The sequence below is a fragment of the Parabacteroides sp. PF5-6 genome (assembly GCF_029504695.1).
Classification (GTDB): Bacteria; Bacteroidota; Bacteroidia; order Bacteroidales; family Tannerellaceae; genus QVMG01.
The window spans coordinates 45257-65503 of the sequence record NZ_JAQFIN010000015.1; the positions used below are offsets into that span (position 1 = coordinate 45257).

15 protein-coding genes are annotated in these 20247 nt (G+C 53.8%); 4 read left to right on the forward strand and 11 right to left on the reverse strand.

All coding sequences use genetic code 11. The features are described from left to right. Positions 1 to 5 precede the first annotated feature (5 nt). The 7 genes from M2133_RS13985 to M2133_RS14015 all read right to left on the reverse strand — a co-directional run bounded on the left by M2133_RS13985 (position 6) and on the right by M2133_RS14015 (position 6559). Complete coding sequence (locus tag M2133_RS13985; RefSeq protein WP_277466796.1) at positions 6 to 590, reverse strand: electron transport complex subunit E; 585 nt, start codon at positions 588 to 590, stop codon at positions 6 to 8. Further along, a complete protein-coding gene (locus M2133_RS13990; RefSeq protein ID WP_277466797.1) occupies positions 583 to 1278 on the reverse strand; it encodes an RnfABCDGE type electron transport complex subunit G in 696 nt (231 codons plus the stop codon). Before M2133_RS13990 ends, M2133_RS13985 begins: the two co-directional genes overlap by 8 nt. Position 1279: 1 nt before the next feature. Then, positions 1280 to 2236 (reverse strand): RnfABCDGE type electron transport complex subunit D, encoded by a 957-nt coding sequence (locus tag M2133_RS13995; protein WP_277466798.1) that lies wholly within the window; start codon positions 2234 to 2236, stop codon positions 1280 to 1282. Positions 2237 to 2302: 66 nt separating this feature from the next. Continuing rightward, entirely contained in the window at positions 2303 to 3634 is a 1332-nt protein-coding gene (gene rsxC, locus M2133_RS14000; RefSeq protein WP_277466799.1) for an electron transport complex subunit RsxC, read from the reverse strand. Between the two features lies 1 nt (position 3635). Then, positions 3636 to 4499 carry a Fe-S cluster domain-containing protein gene (locus M2133_RS14005; RefSeq protein WP_277466830.1) on the reverse strand — a complete coding sequence of 288 codons (864 nt, stop codon included), beginning with the start codon at positions 4497 to 4499 and terminating at the stop codon, positions 3636 to 3638. Further along, a complete protein-coding gene (locus tag M2133_RS14010; RefSeq protein WP_277466800.1) occupies positions 4499 to 4924 on the reverse strand; it encodes a SoxR reducing system RseC family protein in 426 nt (141 codons plus the stop codon). The genes M2133_RS14005 and M2133_RS14010 overlap by 1 nt, the downstream gene beginning before the upstream one ends. A gap of 87 nt (positions 4925 to 5011) precedes the next feature. Then, the gene (locus tag M2133_RS14015; protein WP_277466801.1) at positions 5012 to 6559 is read right to left on the reverse strand and encodes a DUF3078 domain-containing protein; all 1548 of its coding nucleotides are present in this window, start codon (positions 6557 to 6559) and stop codon (positions 5012 to 5014) included. Between the two features lie 933 nt (positions 6560 to 7492). Between M2133_RS14015 and M2133_RS14020 the strand changes: the two genes are divergently transcribed. From M2133_RS14020 to M2133_RS14030, 3 genes are all read left to right on the forward strand, one after another. Continuing rightward, on the forward strand, positions 7493 to 8977 hold the full coding sequence (locus tag M2133_RS14020; protein ID WP_277466802.1) for a TolC family protein: 1485 nt from the start codon (positions 7493 to 7495) through the stop codon (positions 8975 to 8977). Positions 8978 to 9017: 40 nt separating this feature from the next. After that, positions 9018 to 10391, forward strand: coding sequence for a sigma-54 dependent transcriptional regulator (locus tag M2133_RS14025; protein ID WP_277466803.1), 1374 nt, complete (start codon positions 9018 to 9020; stop codon positions 10389 to 10391). Between the two features lie 133 nt (positions 10392 to 10524). Continuing rightward, positions 10525 to 11826: an ATP-binding protein gene (locus M2133_RS14030; RefSeq protein WP_277466804.1), complete on the forward strand. Its 1302-nt coding sequence runs from the start codon at positions 10525 to 10527 to the stop codon at positions 11824 to 11826. Positions 11827 to 12321: 495 nt separating this feature from the next. Here M2133_RS14030 and M2133_RS14035 read toward each other — a convergent pair whose 3' ends face one another. Both M2133_RS14035 and M2133_RS14040 read right to left on the reverse strand, forming a co-directional pair. Beyond that, complete coding sequence (locus tag M2133_RS14035; protein ID WP_277466805.1) at positions 12322 to 13416, reverse strand: aminoglycoside phosphotransferase family protein; 1095 nt, start codon at positions 13414 to 13416, stop codon at positions 12322 to 12324. Positions 13417 to 13548: 132 nt separating this feature from the next. Further along, complete coding sequence (locus M2133_RS14040; RefSeq protein WP_277466806.1) at positions 13549 to 13803, reverse strand: type B 50S ribosomal protein L31; 255 nt, start codon at positions 13801 to 13803, stop codon at positions 13549 to 13551. 301 nt (positions 13804 to 14104) lie between these two features. On the opposite strand from M2133_RS14040, the gene M2133_RS14045 reads away from it, so the two are divergent. Continuing rightward, the gene (locus M2133_RS14045; RefSeq protein WP_277466807.1) at positions 14105 to 15112 is read left to right on the forward strand and encodes a class II fructose-bisphosphate aldolase; all 1008 of its coding nucleotides are present in this window, start codon (positions 14105 to 14107) and stop codon (positions 15110 to 15112) included. 1003 nt (positions 15113 to 16115) lie between these two features. Here the strand turns inward: M2133_RS14045 and M2133_RS14050 are convergent. Both M2133_RS14050 and M2133_RS14055 read right to left on the reverse strand, forming a co-directional pair. Next, on the reverse strand, positions 16116 to 17135 hold the full coding sequence (locus tag M2133_RS14050) for an aminotransferase class I/II-fold pyridoxal phosphate-dependent enzyme (RefSeq protein ID WP_277466808.1): 1020 nt from the start codon (positions 17133 to 17135) through the stop codon (positions 16116 to 16118). A 57-nt stretch (positions 17136 to 17192) separates the two neighbouring features. Beyond that, positions 17193 to 20180, reverse strand: coding sequence for a glycoside hydrolase family 3 N-terminal domain-containing protein (locus M2133_RS14055; RefSeq protein ID WP_277466809.1), 2988 nt, complete (start codon positions 20178 to 20180; stop codon positions 17193 to 17195). Between the last annotated feature and the right edge of the window lie 67 nt (positions 20181 to 20247).

Consider the following 20247-nt stretch of genomic DNA (forward strand, 5'->3'; position numbering starts at 1 on the left):
TAGGGTTAAGCTTTACGCAGTTTGTTTACGATCGCAATCAGGTAGCCCAGGGCAATAAAGGCGCCGGGCGCCAGGACGAAGATCAGTGATCCGTATTCTTCGGGCATGAGCGTGAGGGAGAACAGTTTGCCCGTTCCCAGGAATTCGCGCGTAGCACCCAATAGCGTCAACGCCAGGGTGAATCCCAGGCCGATGCCGATACCGTCGAAGATCGAAGGTAAGACTTTGTTTTTAGCCGCAAACGCTTCGGCCCGTCCCAGCACGATACAGTTGACCACGATCAACGGAATGAACAATCCCAGGCTCGCATACAAGGCCGGCACGAACGCTTCCATACACATCTGCACAACGGTCACAAACGTGGCAATCACCACGATATACGCCGGGATACGCACCTGGTCGGGGATCAGGTTCTTCAACAGCGAGATCACTGCGTTCGAACAGATCAACACAAACATCGTGGCCAGTCCCATACTCATCCCGTTGATGGCCGAGGAGGTCGTTCCCAGGGTCGGACACATCCCCAGTAAGAGTACAAATACCGGGTTCTCCTTTAATATTCCGTTTGTCAATGTCTTCAGATTACTCATTTTCTCCTCCTTTCTCAGTCGATTCGGTCGTTTCGGTGGTTTCGGTGGCCTCTGCGGCCTCCGTTGCTTCGGTCACGGCGTCGGTGGCTGCCGTCGCTCCGGTGCCGGCATCGGTTCCTTTGTAGGCACTGTAGGCCCGGTTGAGCGTTTGCAGGAATGCCCGGCTGGTGATGGTCGATGCCGTGATGGCATCTACGTCGCCTCCGTCTTTGGCTACCGTCAGGTTGCCGGCGGCGAGGCTTCGTCCGATCACACTCTGGCGGTTCTTGTCCGTACGGAACCATTCTTGCATCTTCGAGCCCAGGCCCGGTGTCTCGGCATGCTGCAAAACGGAATAGTTCAGGATCTTTCCTTCCGTATCGAAGCCTACAATCACGCGGATCTCGCCGCTGAAGCCGTTCATCGTGAAGCTCTCGACGGCTACTCCGACGGGCTCTCCGCCTTTCAGGGCGGGATAGATCACCAACGAGTCGCCATCCGACGTTACCGCCCGGTAAGCATCCGCCAGGGGGCTGTTATCGAACTCCGGCGTCACCTCTTTGATTGCATTTTCAAGCGCCGCTGCCTTCGCTGCAGCGATCGGTCCGGCGGTTTGCATATTCACTGTCGCCAGCACTCCGGCCGCAAAGAGGCAGATCAGCGTCAGCGACAGGAGCATATTGGGTAAGGTAGATTTCAATTTCGCCATATTAGTTTCCTCCGAAGTGTTTAGGTTTGATATAACTGTTGATCAGCGGGGTGAATGCATTCATGATAAAGATCGCAAACGACATCCCTTCGGGGTAAGATCCCCAGAGACGGATCACGGACGTCAACAATCCGATCCCAATGCCGTAGACAATCATACCCGCCTTGCTCAATGGCGAAGTCACATAGTCGGTAGCCATAAAGATGGCGCCCAACAACAAACCTCCCGAGAGCAGGTGCACCAACGGATTGGCATACTGCGTCGGATCAACGGCATACATAATGCCGGTGAAGGCAGCTACGGTCGCCAGGATCGACACCGGGATATGCCAGGTGATGATCTTACGCCACAACATGAAAAGAAGTCCCAGAACGAGGGCAATAGCGCCCACCTCCCCGAGGCTTCCCGCCCGGTCGCCCGTCAGCATTTGCACATAAGAAGGCAACTCAGCCCCGGTACCGTCTTTGATCAACGTCAGGATAGTCGCTCCCGTTTCCACATCGGTATAGTTCATCGACATCACTTCGGGCACCGGCCAGGTAGTCATCTGCGCCGGGAAAGAGATCAACAGGAAGATACGTCCGACCAATGCCGGATTGAAAATGTTATTACCCAATCCTCCGAACGACATCTTGCCGATGCCGATCGCCACCAGGGCGCCGATCACGATAATCCATACCGGCAGGTTCGAAGGTAGGTTGAAAGCCAACAGGACTCCCGTCAGGATGGCTGATCCGTCCCAGAGTGTCGGTTCTTTCTTCATCAGGAACTTCTGGATCAGAAACTCAAACAACAGGCAGGAAGCCACCGACACCAACGTGACGACCAGGGCGCCCAACCCAAAGAAGTAGAGAGATACCAGGAACGCCGGAATCAGCGCGATCAGTACTCCGTACATATTCTTACTTATGCTGTCCCCACTGTGTATATGGGGCGAAGGCGATACATATAGATTCATTAGAATTATGAATTATGAATGATGAGATTTGTTCTCAATTATCAATTATCAATTATCAATTATCGATCACGCCTTGCGTGATCGTATGATTCCCATGACTTTTCCTTTTCCCAACCGGATATAATCCAGAAGCGGACGGTTAGCGGGGCAGGTATAGGTGCACGAACCGCACTCGATGCAGTCGGTGATATGGTTTTTCTCCGCCAGTTCCCAGTTGGTGAACTCGGTCGCCGTCATCAGTGTGGTCGGGTTGATCCCCATCGGGCATACATTGACACATTTGGCGCAACGGATACAGTCCATCATCGGCTTGCGGCGGGCTTCCTCTTCGGAGAGGATCAGTACACCTGAGCTTCCTTTGGCCACGGGCACGTCGGTGCTGATCAACGCTTTGCCCATCATCGGTCCGCCACCGATGATCTTACCTGTGCCTTCGGGCAGTCCGCCGGCGGCATCGATCAGTTTCTGGATCGGTGTGCCGATGCGTACGCGGAAGTTGGAGGCATTGGTCACGGCTTTGCCCGTAACGGTCACAATGCGTTCGATCAGGGGTTTGTTTTTCATCACCGCCTCGTAGACAGCAAAGGCAGTCCCGACATTTTGCACCACCGCTCCGACGGAGATCGGTAGGGCTCCGCTCTTGACCTGGCGGCGGATGATCGAATCGATCAGTTGCTTCTCGCCTCCCTGCGGATATTGGGTCTTCAGTGCCATCACTTCGATGCCTTTATAGTTGGCTGCCAACCGTTGCAGGTGGCTGATGGCGTCTTTTTTATTGTTCTCGATACCGATCACCGCCTTGGTCACGTGAATGGCTTTCATCAACAGGCTGGTGCCGGTCAGTACTTCTTCTCCTTTTTCGAGCATCAACGTATGGTCGGCGGTAAGATAGGGCTCACACTCGGCAGCATTGATGATCAATATCTCCGCCTTGCTTCCCGGAGGAGGCGTGAGCTTCACCTGCGTCGGGAAGGTAGCCCCGCCCAAGCCGACGATGCCGGCTTCGGTGATGCGTTGAATGATTTGTTCGGCGGTAACGGCTTTCTCGCGGACGAAGGTCTCCGTCCGGTCGATGGATTCTTCCCATTCGTCGCCCTCTACATCGATAAAGATAGCGGGTCGACGGTAGCCACTGGCATCGAGGGCGTCGTCGATCTTACTGACCTTGCCCGATACGGAGGAGTGGATATTGGCGGAAACAAACCCGTTGGCTTTGCCTACCAGACTGCCTACGCGTACGGGGTCGCCTTTCTTGACGACCGCTGCGGCAGGCGCGCCGATATGTTGGCTGAGCGGGATGATCACCTGCTCGGGCGGAGCCAGCGGCGTGATCTTCTTGCCGGCCGACAGTTTGTTTTCAGGGGGATGTATACCGCCGATGCGAAATGTCTTAAGCATACTATTCTGTTTTATTTGTGTTTTCTGTTGCAGTCTCTACAGCTTTCTCCTTGCGCGGAGGGAAGTTGGTCTCCAGGATGGCTCCTGTCGGACATACCGGGGCGCATTTACGGCACAAGCGGCATTTGTTGTAGTCGATATACGCCAGGTTGTTCTCGATCGTGATGGCGTCGAACGCACACTCCTTGGCACATTTGCCACAGCCGATGCAGGCGTTGGCACAGGCTTTACGGGCTACACCGCCTTTGTCTTTGTTGATGCAGCTGACAAATACCCGGCGCGACTTCGGTCCTTTCTTACGCAGTTCGATGATCTTGCGCGGACAAGCTTTGACGCACAGGCCACACGAGGTGCATTTGTCGTCGTCGACCTCCGGAAGGCCCGTCTGCGGATTGATATGGATCGCATCGAAGGCACAGACGGTCACACAGTCGCCAAAGCCGAAGCAACCATACGAACAACCCGTCTCGCCCATATACAGGCTGGAGGCTACCGAACAGTTGCGTGCTCCGTCGTAACGGTTGGTTTTCGGACGGGCGTCGCAGTTGCCGTTGCAACGGACAACAGCGACCATCGGCTCGGCCGTTCCGGCATCCTTGCCCAGGATGGTCGATACCTGCGCCATCGTAGCAGCGCCTCCAACGGGACAGTTCAAGCCGTCCATCGTGTCGGATTTGACACAAGCCGTCGCGAATCCCGAGCAACCGGGATAGCCACAGGCACCACAATTGGCACCGGGTAATACTTCCTGTACCTGACCGATACGGGGATCTTCATAGACCTCGAACTTCTTTGAAGCGGCATAAAGGAACAAAGCGCCGACAGCGCCTATCACGCCCAGGGAAATAACAGCAATTAATATCATCATAAGTTGTTTTCTTGTTTCTCAAGTGTGAACACGAATTTTCTCTTCAGTCTCTCGCGCATAAGATATACTATTACATAATAAGGGATCAAGCCGATCAAGCCCATTATGGCGCTAACGGGTTCGCTCCATCCCCACGCAATGCCTGTGGCCACCAGGGCAATCACCCACACGATGGGCAGGGCGAAAGCGATCACTACCGCTTGCAGCCCCAAAGCGGTCTGTCCGCAGATGACGACCTCTTCTTTTTCTTTGAACCGTCCCGAATGGTCGGTCACCTCCACCGTCTTGACTTTACTATCCGAAGCCGAACACATCCCACGGGCATGGCACCCGGCGCAGGCCGACTGTTGGAGGATACGGACGTAGACAGTGCCCCCTTCGATGCGCTCAATGATTCCGTTGTGACGTATGTTTTCTTTCATGGTTTGTAAACTCGACATTGCAAAACCAGGGCAAAAGTAAATATTATTTACGGAATATGTACAGATTAACAAAGATTAGTACACAATTTACCACTTATAATTGAAGCCGAAGCTCATCAATTCGTTCACCTGGAAGAAGCTGTCGAAGTCTTCATTCTTGGTCACCCCATCGTCGTAGCGCAGGTGCAGGTAGATCCGGGTCGAGAAAAACCGGCTGATAGCCATCGTCAGTGTATTCTCGAACTCGCCCACCACCCGGTCGTAGCTGGTGAAGTAGTAGAAGCGCGATTGCCAGCTCACGTTGCGGTTGAACTGCACGGTCAGGTCTGTCCGCACCGTCGAACCGATCTGGCTCAGGCGTGTCTTGTACTTGCCGGTCTCCTCATCGATCTTAAACCCGTGGCGTCCCAGGTCGATATCGTCTTTGATACTGTGCATATACGTATAAGAGATCGGCGCCAGGTTGAGCGTCAACTTCAGTTTCTTGTGTTTGTCGGTGAATTTCTTGTCCAACTGGTACTTCATCCCCAAGCCGAGGTTGATGCTGAACGGGGCCAGGAGCGAAGCCTGCACCAACTCGGTATTCTCTTTGTAGTTCTTCATCAATTGGGTCTTAAACTCGCCGTCGAACGTATAATACCATTTGTTGAACGCCTGCAAACCGAAGTTCGAGTGCAATCGCAAGAGGTCGTCCCCGATCTTGTAGTCGTGCAATGTATCCTTGGGCGCGTTGTAGGCGCTGATCTTGAGTTCCATCAGGTTGGTCCACTGCACCTTGTCTTTTTTATAGTCGTATTTGATGGCATGTTTGGTGAACAGGTTCAGGTTACTGCTCCCCCCTTTATGCCAGTTGGGCGATACGTAGTTTTGCGAGAACTGGATCGCACTTTCGAAGGCCGATTGCCAGTAGAGCCGATCGGGGATAAAGCGGATCGGCACGGCTTCGACATCTTCCACCTTCGCTTCGCTCTTGACCACGATCGGTGCCGCTTCGTAGCGTTCGCGGATATCGACCGTAATGGGCACCGGCGCGATGATATCGTCGGGCAGGTCTTTCATCGAGTAGCGGAACAGGGTCGGATGCTGGTCGGCCATATAGCGATAGAGCTCCTGCTCCTGTTGTTTCTTGGCGGCGTAATGGGGCATCACCTCCACGTGTGGCATCAGGCCGTCGAGCGGTCCCTCGGTGAGGTAGAAATCCGGATCGTAATACGGTCCTTCATACCGGTTCTCCCCCTGGAAGATCAATGGCAGGAAGATCGGGTTGACGATCACTGTGTCTTTGAACGTCATGTGGTGGTCGAAATACAAAGAAGCATCCATCGCGGTGCGCACCAAAGCGAGCGCTTCCGCCGGCAGTTCGATCTTGTCTTTGTTGATAAACCGCAGGATCGTGTTCCCGCGCGGTACCGGCCGTGCATACGTCCGGTTCTGTTTCTCGAACTGTGCGCGCAGCCCACCGATGGCATCGAGATCCTCTTCGTCCAGTTGGACCGGCGGGATCGTATCCGGCGCTGTCGCCGATTGCCGGTTGTCGCGCAGGATCGAAAGGGTAGAGGTCTTGTCTTCCTGCGCTTGGGCAACAAAGACTCCTCCTATGCATATCATCGATAATAGCAAAAATAAACGTCTCATCTCTCCTTATTTTTCAATCTCTAAGCTTTGTTAAACGGCAAAATTACCTAAAAAGTATGAAACAAGCCCTATATTTGACAAACCTTTATACAACTTTATGCCCTTCGCCGTCCGGCAGCAATTCCGTTCACCGGACCGGCAGTGATAAGCCCCTCGCGCTTGGAGGTGGAGGAAGAATTCCCCGGGGGGAGGAGATTTACCACCCCTCAGGGGCGGTAAAAAGAGGTGTTTTCCACCCCTCAGGGGCGGAAAAAAGACATCTTCAGGGGCGGAAAAATTACCACCCCTCAGGGGCGGAAAAAAAGAGTAAAAAGTGAGGAAAAATACATGCACCCCGGGGGAAAGTTCCCCGGGGGGGGCGGGGAACTTTTCCCCGGGGAAGCAGAGGAAAAGTTCCCCGGGGGGGTAGGGGAAGATTCCCCGGGTGAGGTAGAAGAAGTTGAATCGGGAACGGACGAAGCCGCAAAGCCATCTACGTCTTCCTTAAGCCCCTTAATCCCCTTTAAAACCTTAATCCCCTTAAAAAATCCCTTACCCCCTTAATCTCCTTACTCTGCCAACCTAGCCACCCCTTTTCCTTACTTCCTTAAAAAAAGGGAGGAAAGAGGAAAATAACCTATAAGAAGTCCCCTTTTTCCCTTTTCCCTCCTATTCTTTAGAAAGTTTATTTTTCGATTGGCAAGGTTGGCATTGGCAAAAACCCTGCCGGCCTTTTCGGAAACTCCGGCGGCCTTTTCGGAAACCCTGCCGGCCTTTTCGGAAACTCCGGCGGCCTTTTCGGAAATCCCTGCCGGCCTTTAGGAAGAAATCCCCTCAAAAACGGACAGAGTGTTCGTTTCCGAACAGTGGATCGAAGGAGGATCGTTCGGGATATCAGGAGGTTAGGTTTGTGGCACGGGTTTTGCCTCGGGAGAGGAAAAATAACAGATGAAGATGAAAAGGATATATCTATTGCTGGCCGTAGGGCTGTTTTTGTGGGGCGAAGGCAAGGCACAGAACGAGACACCGGTGGTCGACCTGTCGTTGCCCGAGGCGATCCGGTTGGCACAGTTGCAGTCGGTGGATGCTGCGGTGGCGCTCAATGAGTTGAAAACGGCTTACTGGGAGTATCGCACCCATCGCGCCGATCAGTTGCCGGAGGTGACCTTCAGCGGCAGCCTGCCCAATTACTACCAGCGGTACAATAAGTACCAGAAGGAAGATGGCTCGTACACGTTCGTGAAGAATAACTCGCTGGAGCTGAACGGGGAGTTGTCGGTCAAACAGAATATCGCGCTGACCGGCGGGCAGATCGCGTTGAACTCCGACCTGTCGTTCACCCGCCAACTGGGTACCGGCGCTTTCAATGAGTATATGAGTGTGCCTATCGGGCTGACGCTGACGCAGCCGATCTTCGGCACGAACCACCAGAAATGGCGTCGTCGGATCGAGCCGGTGCGCTACAAGGAGGCCAAAGCGGCCTATATGGAGAGCGTAGAGGAGGTGACGATCCGCACGATCAACTATTTCTTCAACCTGTTGCAGGCGCAGGAGACCTTGCGCAACGCGGGGCAGAACCTCGAGAACGCCCACAAGCTCTACGATATCGCCATCGCCAAACGGCAGATCGGGCATATCTCGGAGATGGAGCTGATGCGCCTCAAGCAGTCGGCCCTGCAGGCCGAGTCGGCGCATACGGCGGCGCAGTCGAACCTCAACGCCCAGATGTTTCAGCTACGCGCTTTCCTGGGGTTGAGCGAACAGGAGACGATCCAGCCGCTCGTGCCCGAGTTTGCCCCCAGCCTGTCGCTCGATTACAAAGAGGTCTTGGAGATGGCCCTGGAGAATAATGCGTTTGCCAAGAATATCCTGCGCCGGCAGATGGAGGCGGAATACAATGTGGCGACCGCCAAAGGCAATCAGCGCTCGATCGAGCTGTTTGCTTCGATCGGTTACACGGGCAAAGACCAGGCGATGCGGGGGGCTTACCGCGACCTGATGGACAACCAGATCGTCGAGGTGGGCGTCACCATCCCTTTGCTCGACTGGGGCAAACGGAAAGGACAAGTCAAGGTGGCCGAGTCGAACCGCGACGTGGTGCTCTCGCGTATCCGCCAGGAGCAGATGCATTTCAACCAGAACATCTACCTCTGGGTGGAACGTTTCAACAACCAGGCGGAACAGCTTCGCATCGCGGCCGAGGTGGACCAGCTGGCGGAGAAGAGATACCAGACGTCGATCGAGACCTTTATGGTGGGTAAGATCAGTATCCTCGATCTCAACGATGCCCAGAACTCAAAGGATAACGCCCGGGCACAACATATCTCCGAGCTCTACTATTTCTGGAATTACTACTACAATATCCGTAGCCTGACGCTCTACGACTTCTTTAACCGGCGGACACTGGATGCTGATTTTGAAGCGTTGGTACGAAATTAAAGAAAGAAACACGTATATTTGATTCCAAATTGAATCGCTTATGATATTGATTGTCGACGACGATGCGGTGGTGCGTTCCTCGCTCACCTTCCTGTTAAAGCGGGCGGGTTATGCCCCGGAGGCGGTCGGCGGGCCCCGGGAGGCAATGACCGTGGTGCGCCAGACGGCTCCCCAACTGATCCTCTTGGATATGAATTTCACGCTGACGACCACCGGAGAGGAGGGTATTCAGTTGCTCCGACAGATCAAGGTGTTCCGCCCCGAGGTGCCCGTGATCCTGATGACCGCCTGGGGCTCGATCCAGCTGGCGGTGCAGGGCATGCAGGCGGGAGCTTTCGATTTTATCACCAAGCCGTGGAACAACCTCATACTGTTGAACACCATCCGCACGGCGCTCGAATTGTCCGAGCAGCAGAAAGAGGAACAGAAACCGCTCGAGCGGCTGCAAGGCAGTGTGTTTCCCTTCGATAAGATCATCGGACAGAGTCCGGCATTGCTCAACGTATTGGGCACCGTGGCGCGCATCGCTCCCACGAACGCCTCGGTATTGATCACCGGCGAGAGCGGTACGGGCAAAGAACTGATTGCCGAGGCGATCCATACCTATAGCCCGCGCGCGGCCGAAGCGTTCGTCAAGGTCAACCTCGGCGGGCTTTCGCAGAGCCTGTTCGAGAGCGAGATGTTCGGGCATAAGAAAGGAGCTTTTACCGACGCGTATATCGACCGTACAGGGCGTTTCGAGCTGGCCGACAGGGGAACCATCTTCCTCGACGAGATCGGCGATCTGGAGCTCTCCTGTCAGGTCAAACTATTGCGCGTATTGCAAGACCAGACGTTCGAAGTCTTGGGCGATAGCCGCGCGCGTAAGGTGGATGTCCGGGTGGTGAGCGCCACCAATCGCGACCTGCGTGAGCTGGTGGCTCAACGGCTCTTCCGCGAGGACCTGTTCTATCGCATCAACCTGATCACCGTGCATCTGCCCCCGTTGCGCGAGCGACGGGAGGATATCCCGCTCCTGGCACGGCACTTCGCGCAAAAACAATGCGAAGTCAACGGCCTGCCGCGGGTCGAGTTTGCCGCCGACGCGCTGGCGTACCTGCAGAAGCTGCCTTTCCCGGGCAATATCCGCGAATTGAAGAACCTGGTCGAACGCACCCTCTTGGTCTGTGGCAAGCCTGTCTTGCAAGCCTCCGACTTCCGGGCGCAAGCCGAAGAGCGGACCGATCCTTCGCCTTCGCCCCATGCCCCCCTCTCGGGATTGACCCTCGACGAGATCGAACGACAGACGATCCTGCAAGCCCTCGACACCCACAAAGGTAACCTCTCGCATGTCGCCTCCGCCCTGGGCATCAGCCGTGCCGCCCTCTACCGACGACTGGAGAAGTATGGATTGAAGGTAGGAGACAAATTCTAATGATTAATGATTAATGATTAATGATTAATTCAGAAGAGAGAAGAGAGAAGATAGAAGTTCTTATGAGTTCTTATGAGTTCCTATGAATTCCTATGAGTTCCTAAGAATTCCTAAGGCTCCTAAAAAATACACCATGAAGCTAAAATCCCTATTCTGGATCCTGACAGTCCTACTGATGACCGCATTGGGCATATTGACCTACTATGCGTTCTACGCCGCCTCGCCCTATATGTTTTTTGTGGTCGAGGGGCTGTTACTCTTGACGGTCGTCTACCTGGTGGTGTTCTATCACCGCATCGTTAAGCCTTTGCATATCATCGGCAATGGGATGGAACTGCTGCGCGAGCAGGATTTCAGTTCGCGCCTGAGCTTCGTGGGGCAGACCGAAGCCGACAAGGTGGTCGAGGTATTCAACAAGATGATGGAACAGCTCAAGAACGAACGCCTTCACCTGCGCGAGCAGAATCATTTCCTCGATCTGTTGATCAAGGCTTCGCCGATGGGCGTGATCATTCTCGACCTCGACGGTAAGATCCAGTCGGTCAACCAGGCCGCCCGTCAGATGCTCGGCATGGGCGACTACGACGTCACCGACAAGACCTTCGCCCAGATCGACTCGCCACTGACCGCCGAGCTCAACCGCCTGCCGCCCTACGAAGCGCAGACCTTCCGGCTGAGCGATGCCAATATCTACAAATGCACCCATTCATCGTTTGTCGACCGGGGCTTCCACCACTCGTTCTACCTCATCGAATCGCTCACCCGCGAGGTATTCAAAGCCGAAAAGAAAGCATACGAGAAGGTGATCCGCATGATCGCGCACGAGGTCAACAATACCACCGCCGGCATCACTTCGACGCTCGATACGCTCGTCGATGCCTTTGGCGAGATGGGCGATAAGGAAGACTTCAGCGAGGTCTTGCGCATCTCGATCGAACGCTGTTACAGCATGAGCCGGTTTATCACGAACTTCGCCGACGTGGTGCGTATCCCCGAAGCCCAACTCGAACGGCACGAGCTGAACGAGGTCGTCGTCTCCAGCCAGCGCTTTATGGAGAGCCTGTGTCGCAACCGGCAGATCACGATCGTGATGGAGCTGGCTCCGGCATCGCCTGTGGTCTGGCTCGACCGCACGCTCTTCGAGCAGGTATTGCTCAACATCATCAAGAACGCCGCCGAGTCGATCGGCTCCGACGGTAAGATCTACGTACGCACCTCCTCCCATCCCGTCAGCCTCGAGATCGCCGACACCGGACGGGGCATCGACCGGGAAGTCGAAAGCAAGCTCTTCACCCCCTTCTATTCCTCCAAACCCAACGGCCAAGGCATCGGCCTGACCATCATCCGTGAGATCCTGCAAAACCACAACTGCACCTTCTCCCTCCGAACCTACGCCGACGGACTGACCCGGTTTAAGGTGGGGTTTAGTAAGTGAGGAAAGCCTATTAAGAGCGCTATTTAAGAACTTATTGCCCTATTTAAGAGCTCATAGGAATTCATAAGAACTCATTGCCCTATTTAAGAGCTCATAGGAATTCATAAGAACTCATTGCCCTATTTAAGAGCTCATAGGAATTCATAAGAACTCATTGCCCTATTTAAGAGCTCATAGGAATTCATAAGAACTCATAAGAACTCATAGGAAAGGGGCTCCTGAAAAGAAGCCCCCTTCTGCGAACTCTTATGAGTTCTTATGAATTCCTAATGAGCCCCTCCTATGAGCTCTTATGAGTTCCTATGAATTCCTAATGAGCCCCTCCTATGAGCTCTTATGAGTTCTTATGAGTTCTTATGAGTTCCTAATGAGCCCCTCCTATGAGCTCTTATGAGTTCCTATGAGCTCTTATGAGTTCTTATGAGTTCCTATGAGCCCCTCCTATGAGCTCTTATGAGTTCTTATGAGTTCTTATGAGTTCCTAAATACGCTCTTTCAAAGCCACTGCTCCATAAAGTTTATCATTTCCTCGGCATGTTCTTCCAGGCTTTGCAGCAGGCGGTACTGGGCGCGGGTGCGTACCAGGTTGTGCTCGGGGTAATGGATCTTGTAGTAGGTGTCGCCGTTGATGTAATCGGTCAGGAAACGGACGGTTTGCATATATGTCAACAGGCGTCCGCCGTAGGGCAGCATGGAGATCTCCAGGGGCGTGAGGAACGCCTGGGCTTTCTCCATATAGCCGCGCGTATAGGCTTCGAAGATCGGCAGGTTGACGCCTACCTTCTCGAGGTTCGGATCGTCTTCGGCGCCGGTATTGGCTCCCGTGCGGATAAAGTCGCCGATATCCGACAAGACGAATCCGGGCATGACCGTATCCAGGTCGATCACGCAGAGCACCTTGCCCTGTTCGTCGAAAAGGATATTGTTGACCTTCGTATCGCAGTGGTTTACGCGCTTACGCAGTCTGCCGTCGCGGTAGAGTACTTCCTGGATGCACATGTCTTGCGCCCGTTGTTCGATGGCTTCGACCAGGTCGGCGACCTCCGCCAGGCGTCCGGCGCGATCGGCGGCGACGGCTTCGCGAAACTGCTCGAGGCGGAACTCCATATTGTGGAAGTTGGGGATCGTCTCGCCCAACGTGCCTTCGGGGATATCGGCCAGCATCGCCTGAAACTCACCGAAAGCCAGTCCGGCCTCGTACGATTTCTCCGCTGTCACCTCTTCGTAGCTCCGGCTGCGCGGGATCATCAGGCAGACACGCCAGTAGTTCTCGCCATCGAAGTGATACAGCTTACCCGCGCGGGTGGGCAGGAACGTTAATACCTTCCGGTCGATATCCGTTTCGCCTTTCGCTTCGAGCTTGCGGCGGATATGGGTGGTGACCACGTGGATGTTCTGCTGCAGCATATCGACATTGGTAAAGATCTGATGATTGATGCGTTGCAGGATGTACTTCACCTGACCGTCGTCGGTGGTCACTTTCAAGGTGTCGTTGATATGTCCGTTACCAAACGGTTCGGCGGCAACCGCGTTGCCCTCCAGGGGGAACTGGCCAAGGATAGCCAGGAGTTCTTCTTTTGTCTTTGTCATAGTATCTCGAATTATGTATGAAACGACAAACTTAGAGAAAAAAAATGAGACCCTAAAAAAAAAGAGACCCGGGGAATCCCCCAGGTCTCAACTTTCCTCACGATATTTGAGCATTCCGCTGCTCGCTATCGTTTATTTTTTGTTCCGGTTACCGTAGCGGCTCATGAACTTGTCGACACGTCCTGCCGTATCCACCAGTTTAGATTTACCGGTATAGAACGGGTGAGAGGTATTAGAGATTTCAATCTTTACCAGCGGGTAAGTTACGCCGTCGAGTTCGATTGTTTCTTTCGCGTTTATGGTTGAACGCGTGATAAATACATCTTCGTTTGACATGTCCTTGAACACGACCGGACGATAGTTGTCCGGATGAATACCTTTTTTCATTCTTTTATTATCTGTTTTAATTTATATTCTCTTCAAACAGTTAGGAGTAAGTCGTTAGCAATTAGCCGGTTTCCCCGCTTCCCGCTTCCTACTTTCCACTAACACAGTTGGTAACCGGTATTTTGGTTTGCAAAGGTATGGATTCCGCTCGAACTACCAAAGAAAAACAATCTATTTTTTTGTTAGCGGCTGGTTTTGTGTTATTTTAAACGTTATTTCTATGCTATAAGACATATTTTTACAGTGTTTCTTCGTATCTTTGCCAAAGTTTTTCAAATCATTAACATAATAAGATTCAACAATGGTAAGTTACAAAGATTTAGGCCTTGTAAACACGAAAGAAATGTTCAAAAAGGCTATGGAAGGCAAATATGCTATTCCTGCTTTCAACTTCAACAACCTGGAGCAAATGCAAGCGATTGTTCAGGCTGCAGTGGAAACCAACTCTCCGGTGATCCTTCAGGTCTCCAGCGGTGCCCGTAAATACGCGAACCAGACCCTTCTTCGTTTTCTGGCCGAAGGTGCGGTAGCTTATGCCAAAGAGCTGGGCTGCGCTAAGCCGCAAATCTGTCTGCACCTCGACCATGGTGATTCCTTCGAGCTGTGCAAGAGCTGTATCGATACCGGTTTCTCTTCGGTAATGATCGACGGTTCGCATCTGCCTTACGAAGAAAACGTGGCACTGACCAAGAAGGTGGTTGAATACGCGCATGCGCACGACGTGACCGTCGAAGGCGAACTGGGTGTACTGGCCGGTGTGGAAGACGAGGTAAGCTCGGATCATCACACGTATACCGAGCCGGATGATGTGGTCGACTTCGTGACCAAGACCGGTTGCGACTCGCTGGCGATCTCCATCGGTACGTCGCACGGTGCCAATAAGTTTACGCCCGAACAATGTACGCGCGACGCGGAAGGTCACCTGGTGCCTCCTCCTTTACGTTTCGATATCCTCGAAGAGATCGAGAAACGGATCCCCGGCTTCCCGATCGTGTTGCACGGTGCTTCGTCTGTTCCGCAGGAAGAAGTGGCAACGATCAACAAATACGGTGGTGCCCTCAAAGACGCCATCGGTATCCCCGAAGAGCAACTGCGTAAGGCTGCCGCTTCGGCCGTTTGCAAGATCAATATCGACTCCGACAGCCGCCTGGCGATGACTGCCGCTATCCGCGAAACGTTCGCCACCAAACCCGGCGAATTCGACCCGCGCAAATACCTCGGTCCGGCGCGCGAGAACGCTAAGAAGCTCTACAAGCACAAGATCGAGAATGTGCTGGGCTCAGCAGGAAAATGTGAATGTAAAGCATAAAGGCTCAAAGGAATCCTGGGAACCCTAGGAACCTTAGGGCCTCTTAGGCCTCTCAGTTCTCCTATAAAACAAAAAGCCGCGTCTCCCGACGCGGCTTTTCTTTATATTAACCGTTTGTAAATATTGAGGGTGTATTTTTCTTTTCATTTCTCCCGAAAAGAGCAGACAGGACTCACCACTCCTGTACAAGGGTAAAACATCCTTGTAAAAGTTATATTTTGTCAATTTCTTGATCCTTCAAAAAAGAGGGGAAACCACGACTGATCGCGGCAGAGTCCGTTCTCTTTCTGTTCTTAACGCCGATGCAAATGTAAAGACAAGATTAGGTTTTCGTATCATAATGGAGGGCTTTTTTTCAATACTTCTCTTTTTTTAACATTATCGTCAGCGGGTCATTGCGTTTCCTTTATCTTATTTATCTTTGGCAAAGCGAAGATTTTCATCCGATACGGGAAAATGAAATATTGGCTGCCGGCCTTTTCGAAAACCCTGCCGGCCTTTTGGAAAACTCCGGCGGCCTTTTCGGAAACCCTGCCGGCCTTTTGGAAAACTCCGGCGGCCTTTTTTGGGGAGCCTCCAGCTTTCACCCGAAACGCTGATCAATACAGGGATCTGATTGTCGGGTGAAAGGTGGAAGGGGGTGTAAAACTTTTGAAAGGGGGTGTGGCGGGGTTCAAATAGTTTGAGAAGTGAAGATTTGCGACTGTTGCTATCTTGGCTCCTTGCCTGGCCAGGCGAGGGGGACCGCTGCTTGCAGCGGTGGAGTGGTTGTTCCTATTAGTAATTTATTGGTATATAGTCACCTAACAAAGACAACCTCTCCACCACCGCAAGCGGTGGTCCCCCTCTCCTGTCCAGGAGAGGAGCTTAGATACTACTGATTTGTACACAAAACCTAACTCATAATTCATCATTTAATCAGTAGAATCAAAGTTCAGAAATCTTCCAATTTCCTTCGATTGACCGCTTTGCGCCTACCAACTACCAACCACCAACTTCTCCCTTAGCGCCAGGCGTGGAGGGCTTGGAGCAGGTGGTGGTTTTGTGCGGGGGGTTGGGTGGAGAGACGGAAGTAGGATTCGTCGAGGCCGCGGAAGTTGGAGGCGTCGCGGATCAGTATGCCGTGTTGTTGCAAGAGGTAAGTTTTCAGGGCGGAGGCCTTGCCTTGCCTGAGGCGGACGAGGAAGAAGGTGGTGGCTGTCGGTAAGGCTTCGAGCGTGTGCAGGCGGTTGAGCGCAGCGATCAATTCGGTTGTTTCGCGTTGCCACTGCTCAAGGGGCAGGGTGAACTGTTCGGGATGGGTCAGGATGTACGTGCCTGCTTCGATCGCCAGGGCGTTGACCGACCAGGGGATGACGTAGGGTTTTATCTTGTGCACGATCTCGGGCGCGGCGATCAGATAGCCGATGCGCAGCCCCGGCATATCATAGGCTTTGGAGATCGACTGGATCAGTATCAGGTTTTTTAATCGCGCGGTATCCGAAGGCTGCAATAAGGGTTCGGCGGTAAAGGCTACGTACGCCTGATCGACGACAAAGAGGGTTTGCGGATGTTTGGCGATCAGCTCCCACAGTGCCGCGCGGCTCCATAGCTTCCCGTCGGGGTTGTTGGGGTTGCAGATCCAGCAAAAGGTTTGTCCTTCGAGCGCGAGATCCGACAAAGCGGTCGATGTCGGCACGAACGTCAGCCGGTGTCCGTACAAGGCGCAGGCATCTTCGTATTCGGCAAAGGTGGGATACAGGATGGTCGACCGTGCTCCTGCCCACGCCTGAGCGATCAGGTAGAAAGCCGTGATCGATCCATTGGTCACGATCAGGTTTTCTTCGCCGATCGCCGTCTGGTGGGCGATCAGCCGCTTGAGGCTGCCGGCATCCGGTTCGGGGTATCGGGTGACCGCTTCGAAGCGGGCATATAGATGCGCGCGGAGCGGTGCGAGGTTGGCGCCATGCCAGACGTTCGAACTGTAGTTGATCTTTATCTCGTTTGAGGCGTTGTAGAAGTCGTCACCGTGACCGAAGAGCATGGGGTTAATTGTTAATTGTTAATTGTTAATTATTAATTATTAATTCAGCGAGGGAAGCTAATCGCGGAGGAAGGATTTGTAGATGGCATCCTGGATACGGGTGCGGATCTCGAGTGAGAAGAGCTTGGTGTTCGTGCGGCTGGGGTTGACCCGGTTGGTCAGGAAGATATAGATCAATTGATTATCCGGATCCACCCAGAAGCAGGTTCCCGTATAGCCGGTATGTCCGTAGACCGATGCCGGCGCCAGCGTGCCACAGGGAGAGCCTTTGGCTCCTCCGGGCATGGGTTTATCGAACCCCAGTCCCCGGCGGGAGTGAGGCGATTTGCTTTGCGTGAACAGGCGGGTCGTCTCTTTGGTGAGCAGGGTATCCCTTCCGTAGGTGCCCTGGTAGAGAAAGAGTTGCATGACCTTGGCCAGGTCTTGTGCGCTGGAGAAGAGTCCGGCATTGCCCGATACGCCTCCCTGGAAGGCTGCTGCCTCATCGTGCACGTACCCGCACAAGAGTTGGCGGCGGATAAAGCGGTCGTTCTCCGTGGGCACGATCCGTGCGGCATCGAGCTTCCGGAGCGGGTTGTAGGTCGTTGTGCGAGCACCCAGGCGGCGGTAGAACTGTTGGTCGAGCAGTTCATCGAGCGGTTGGCCCATCTGTCGTTCGACCATCATCTTGAGCAGGATAAAGTTGACGCAACTGTAGCGGTAGCGCCCTCGGGTGCCCAGCTTGGAGTCGGCGATCGCCAATAGGATCGAGTCGTTGAACGAATCGTGCAGGTAGAAGCCTTCGGCTACCTGGGTGGTGAATCCCGTTTTGGCGGTTTTCGACACCACCTCGGGCAGGAACGTAAAATCATTGCGTACGAAGGTCTTCGCGTCGAACCGGACCGGGTGGGTCGACTTGCGCACGGCGCTGTAGAGGCTACCGTTATAACTGTCGTTGTCGATTGTCTTGAGGTAGAAATTGATCGTGGGGATCATCCCGGACTGGTGATACAGCATATCGCGGATGACGATGTCTTTCTTGTCCGACGCTTTCAATTCGGGAATGAACGTGGAGATCTTTTGGTTGAGCGTGAATTGCTTTTCATCGTACGCCTTCATCACGGCCAATAACGTGCCCGCCGCCTTGGAGACCGAGGCCAGGTCGTAGACCGACTCGGGGTTTACCTTCCGCTTTTTCTCCGTATCGTAATAACCGAAAGCTTTGTTGTAGACGATCATTCCCTCCTTGGCCACCAATACCTGGCAGCCCGGGAAAGCCTCTTCGTCCAATCCTTCCTGCACGATCGATTCGATCACCTCCAGGCGTGCGGGGTTGATCCCCACCTCCTGCGGCGGATAGAAGCCCAGGCGGCATTTCTCCGTAAAGACGCCTGTGCCTTCAAAGTAAAGGCCGGGGATCGATACCGGCAATTTGCCTTTCGCCGGCACACCACCGAAGATCACCTGGGCGGCATACGCTTGCGCCAGCGGGGTTGCCTCGTAGGCCATCACCGTCGCGCGGGCCTGACCGATCGATGGCGCATAGTTCCGGCAGGCATAAGGTAAGGTGAAGAACGTCAGTACGACCTCTTTCTTCGCCATCAACTGTCGCAGTTCCGCGCTCTCGGGGATCCGCACCGTATGGATCGCGCAGATGATCCGGTCGTACTGCATCAACCGATTGTACACCTGCTGCACCTGTGCCGGTGTCGCATTCCGCCCCAGGCTGAAGCCGTCTACCGTATCGTAGCGGTTTAACATCTGCTGAAAATCATTATCTACCCCATCGCCCAACGACAACAGGGCGGTCTTCTTCTCGCCCGTGCCGCGCAGGGGGAGATAGCCGTCGGTGTTCGTGATCAGGGTGATGGCTTCGGCGTTCAGTTTGGCCACCAGCCATTCGGCGTGAGGTGTATTCAAGCGTTCCGACAGCCCTTTGATCTCAATGGGTTCATACCGATTCAGTCCGACGATATACTTGTACTGAAGGATCTTGATGCACTTCTCTTCGATCGCTTCCAGGCTGATCGTTCCTTTGTCGACTGCCGCTTTGACTGCCGCCAGGTCTTTCGTCAGCGATGCCGGCGCCAGCAGGATATCATTGCCTGCCAGTAAGGCTCTGACCGAAGGATTGTCGGAGGCATTGCCCGTCGCCCCTTTCATCGCCAGCGCATCGGTGAAGCATAATCCCTGAAAGCCCAGTTTCTCTTTCAACAGGCCGGTAACCACCGGGTGCGATAAGGAAGAAGGAAGGTTTGCTGTCCGATCCAAAGCGGGCACATAGAGATGCCCGGTCATCAGCCCGGCAAAGCCTTCGTAGATAAAACGTTTGAAAGGCAATAATTCTACGCTGTCGAGCCGGGCCCGGTCGTGCCGTACGGCCGGCAGCGTATGGTGGGAATCTTCCGCCGTATCCCCATGCCCGGGAAAATGTTTGGCCACCGCCACGACCCCTTTCTTCTCCAGGCCACGGGCGTAGGCAATCCCTTTCTCGGCCACCGCCGCGGGGTTCTCGCCAAACGAGCGGATGCCGATCACCGGGTTCGACATATTACTGTTGACATCCACATCGGGCGCGAAGTTGATATGGATTCCCATCTCATTGCACTGGCGACCGACCTCCTCGCCATAGGCTTCGATCAGCGCGTTGTCTTCGATAGCTCCCAGCATCATATTCTTCGGGAAACGCGTCGTGCCGTCCAGGCGCATCGACAAGCCCCATTCCCCATCCAGCGAGATCAATAACGGGACCCGGGCGGCCCGTTGGGCACGGTTGGTCACCTCCGCCTGTTTCACCGCATTGCCTTTTTGCCACAGGATACCGCCCACCTTCATCTCTTGCACGTAATGCAGCAGCGTTTGCAGGTTCCGGTTGTCGTCGGTCGGGTTCACCACGGGCATAAACAGCTGTCCGATACGCTCATCCAATGTCAACGTATCAAAAACAGAGTCCACCCAATGATTCATTTCCGCTTCATTCACCCGTCGATAAAGTTCCGGCACGGTTTGGCTTTGCACAGAAAGGATACACACACAGCTGGTTATTAATATAAGTAGTTGCCTCATCTTCTCTTTTGTCTTTTGTCCGTCAAAGATAGTGAAGATTCTTTATTCTTCATTTTATTATACTATA

Bases quoted from the DNA above. Each gene is read 5' to 3' on its own strand.
- M2133_RS14010 (WP_277466800.1), bottom strand. From the start codon at position 4,924: ATGAAAGAAAACATACGTCACAACGGAATCATTGAGCGCATCGAAGGG.
- M2133_RS14040 (WP_277466806.1), bottom strand. From the start codon at position 13,803: ATGAAAAAAGGTATTCATCCGGACAACTATCGTCCGGTCGTGTTCAAG.
- M2133_RS14050 (WP_277466808.1), bottom strand. From the start codon at position 17,135: ATGCTCTTCGGTCACGGTGACGACTTCTACAACGCCTCAAACGAGATA.
- M2133_RS14020 (WP_277466802.1), top strand. From the start codon at position 7,493: ATGAAAAGGATATATCTATTGCTGGCCGTAGGGCTGTTTTTGTGGGGC.
- M2133_RS14025 (WP_277466803.1), top strand. From the start codon at position 9,018: ATGATATTGATTGTCGACGACGATGCGGTGGTGCGTTCCTCGCTCACC.
- M2133_RS14015 (WP_277466801.1), bottom strand. From the start codon at position 6,559: ATGAGACGTTTATTTTTGCTATTATCGATGATATGCATAGGAGGAGTC.
- M2133_RS13985 (WP_277466796.1), bottom strand. From the start codon at position 590: ATGAGTAATCTGAAGACATTGACAAACGGAATATTAAAGGAGAACCCG.
- M2133_RS14030 (WP_277466804.1), top strand. From the start codon at position 10,525: ATGAAGCTAAAATCCCTATTCTGGATCCTGACAGTCCTACTGATGACC.
- M2133_RS14045 (WP_277466807.1), top strand. From the start codon at position 14,105: ATGGTAAGTTACAAAGATTTAGGCCTTGTAAACACGAAAGAAATGTTC.
- M2133_RS14005 (WP_277466830.1), bottom strand. From the start codon at position 4,499: ATGATATTAATTGCTGTTATTTCCCTGGGCGTGATAGGCGCTGTCGGC.
- M2133_RS14055 (WP_277466809.1), bottom strand. From the start codon at position 20,180: ATGAGGCAACTACTTATATTAATAACCAGCTGTGTGTGTATCCTTTCT.
- rsxC (WP_277466799.1), bottom strand. From the start codon at position 3,634: ATGCTTAAGACATTTCGCATCGGCGGTATACATCCCCCTGAAAACAAA.
- M2133_RS13990 (WP_277466797.1), bottom strand. From the start codon at position 1,278: ATGGCGAAATTGAAATCTACCTTACCCAATATGCTCCTGTCGCTGACG.
- M2133_RS14035 (WP_277466805.1), bottom strand. From the start codon at position 13,416: ATGACAAAGACAAAAGAAGAACTCCTGGCTATCCTTGGCCAGTTCCCC.
- M2133_RS13995 (WP_277466798.1), bottom strand. From the start codon at position 2,236: ATGAATCTATATGTATCGCCTTCGCCCCATATACACAGTGGGGACAGC.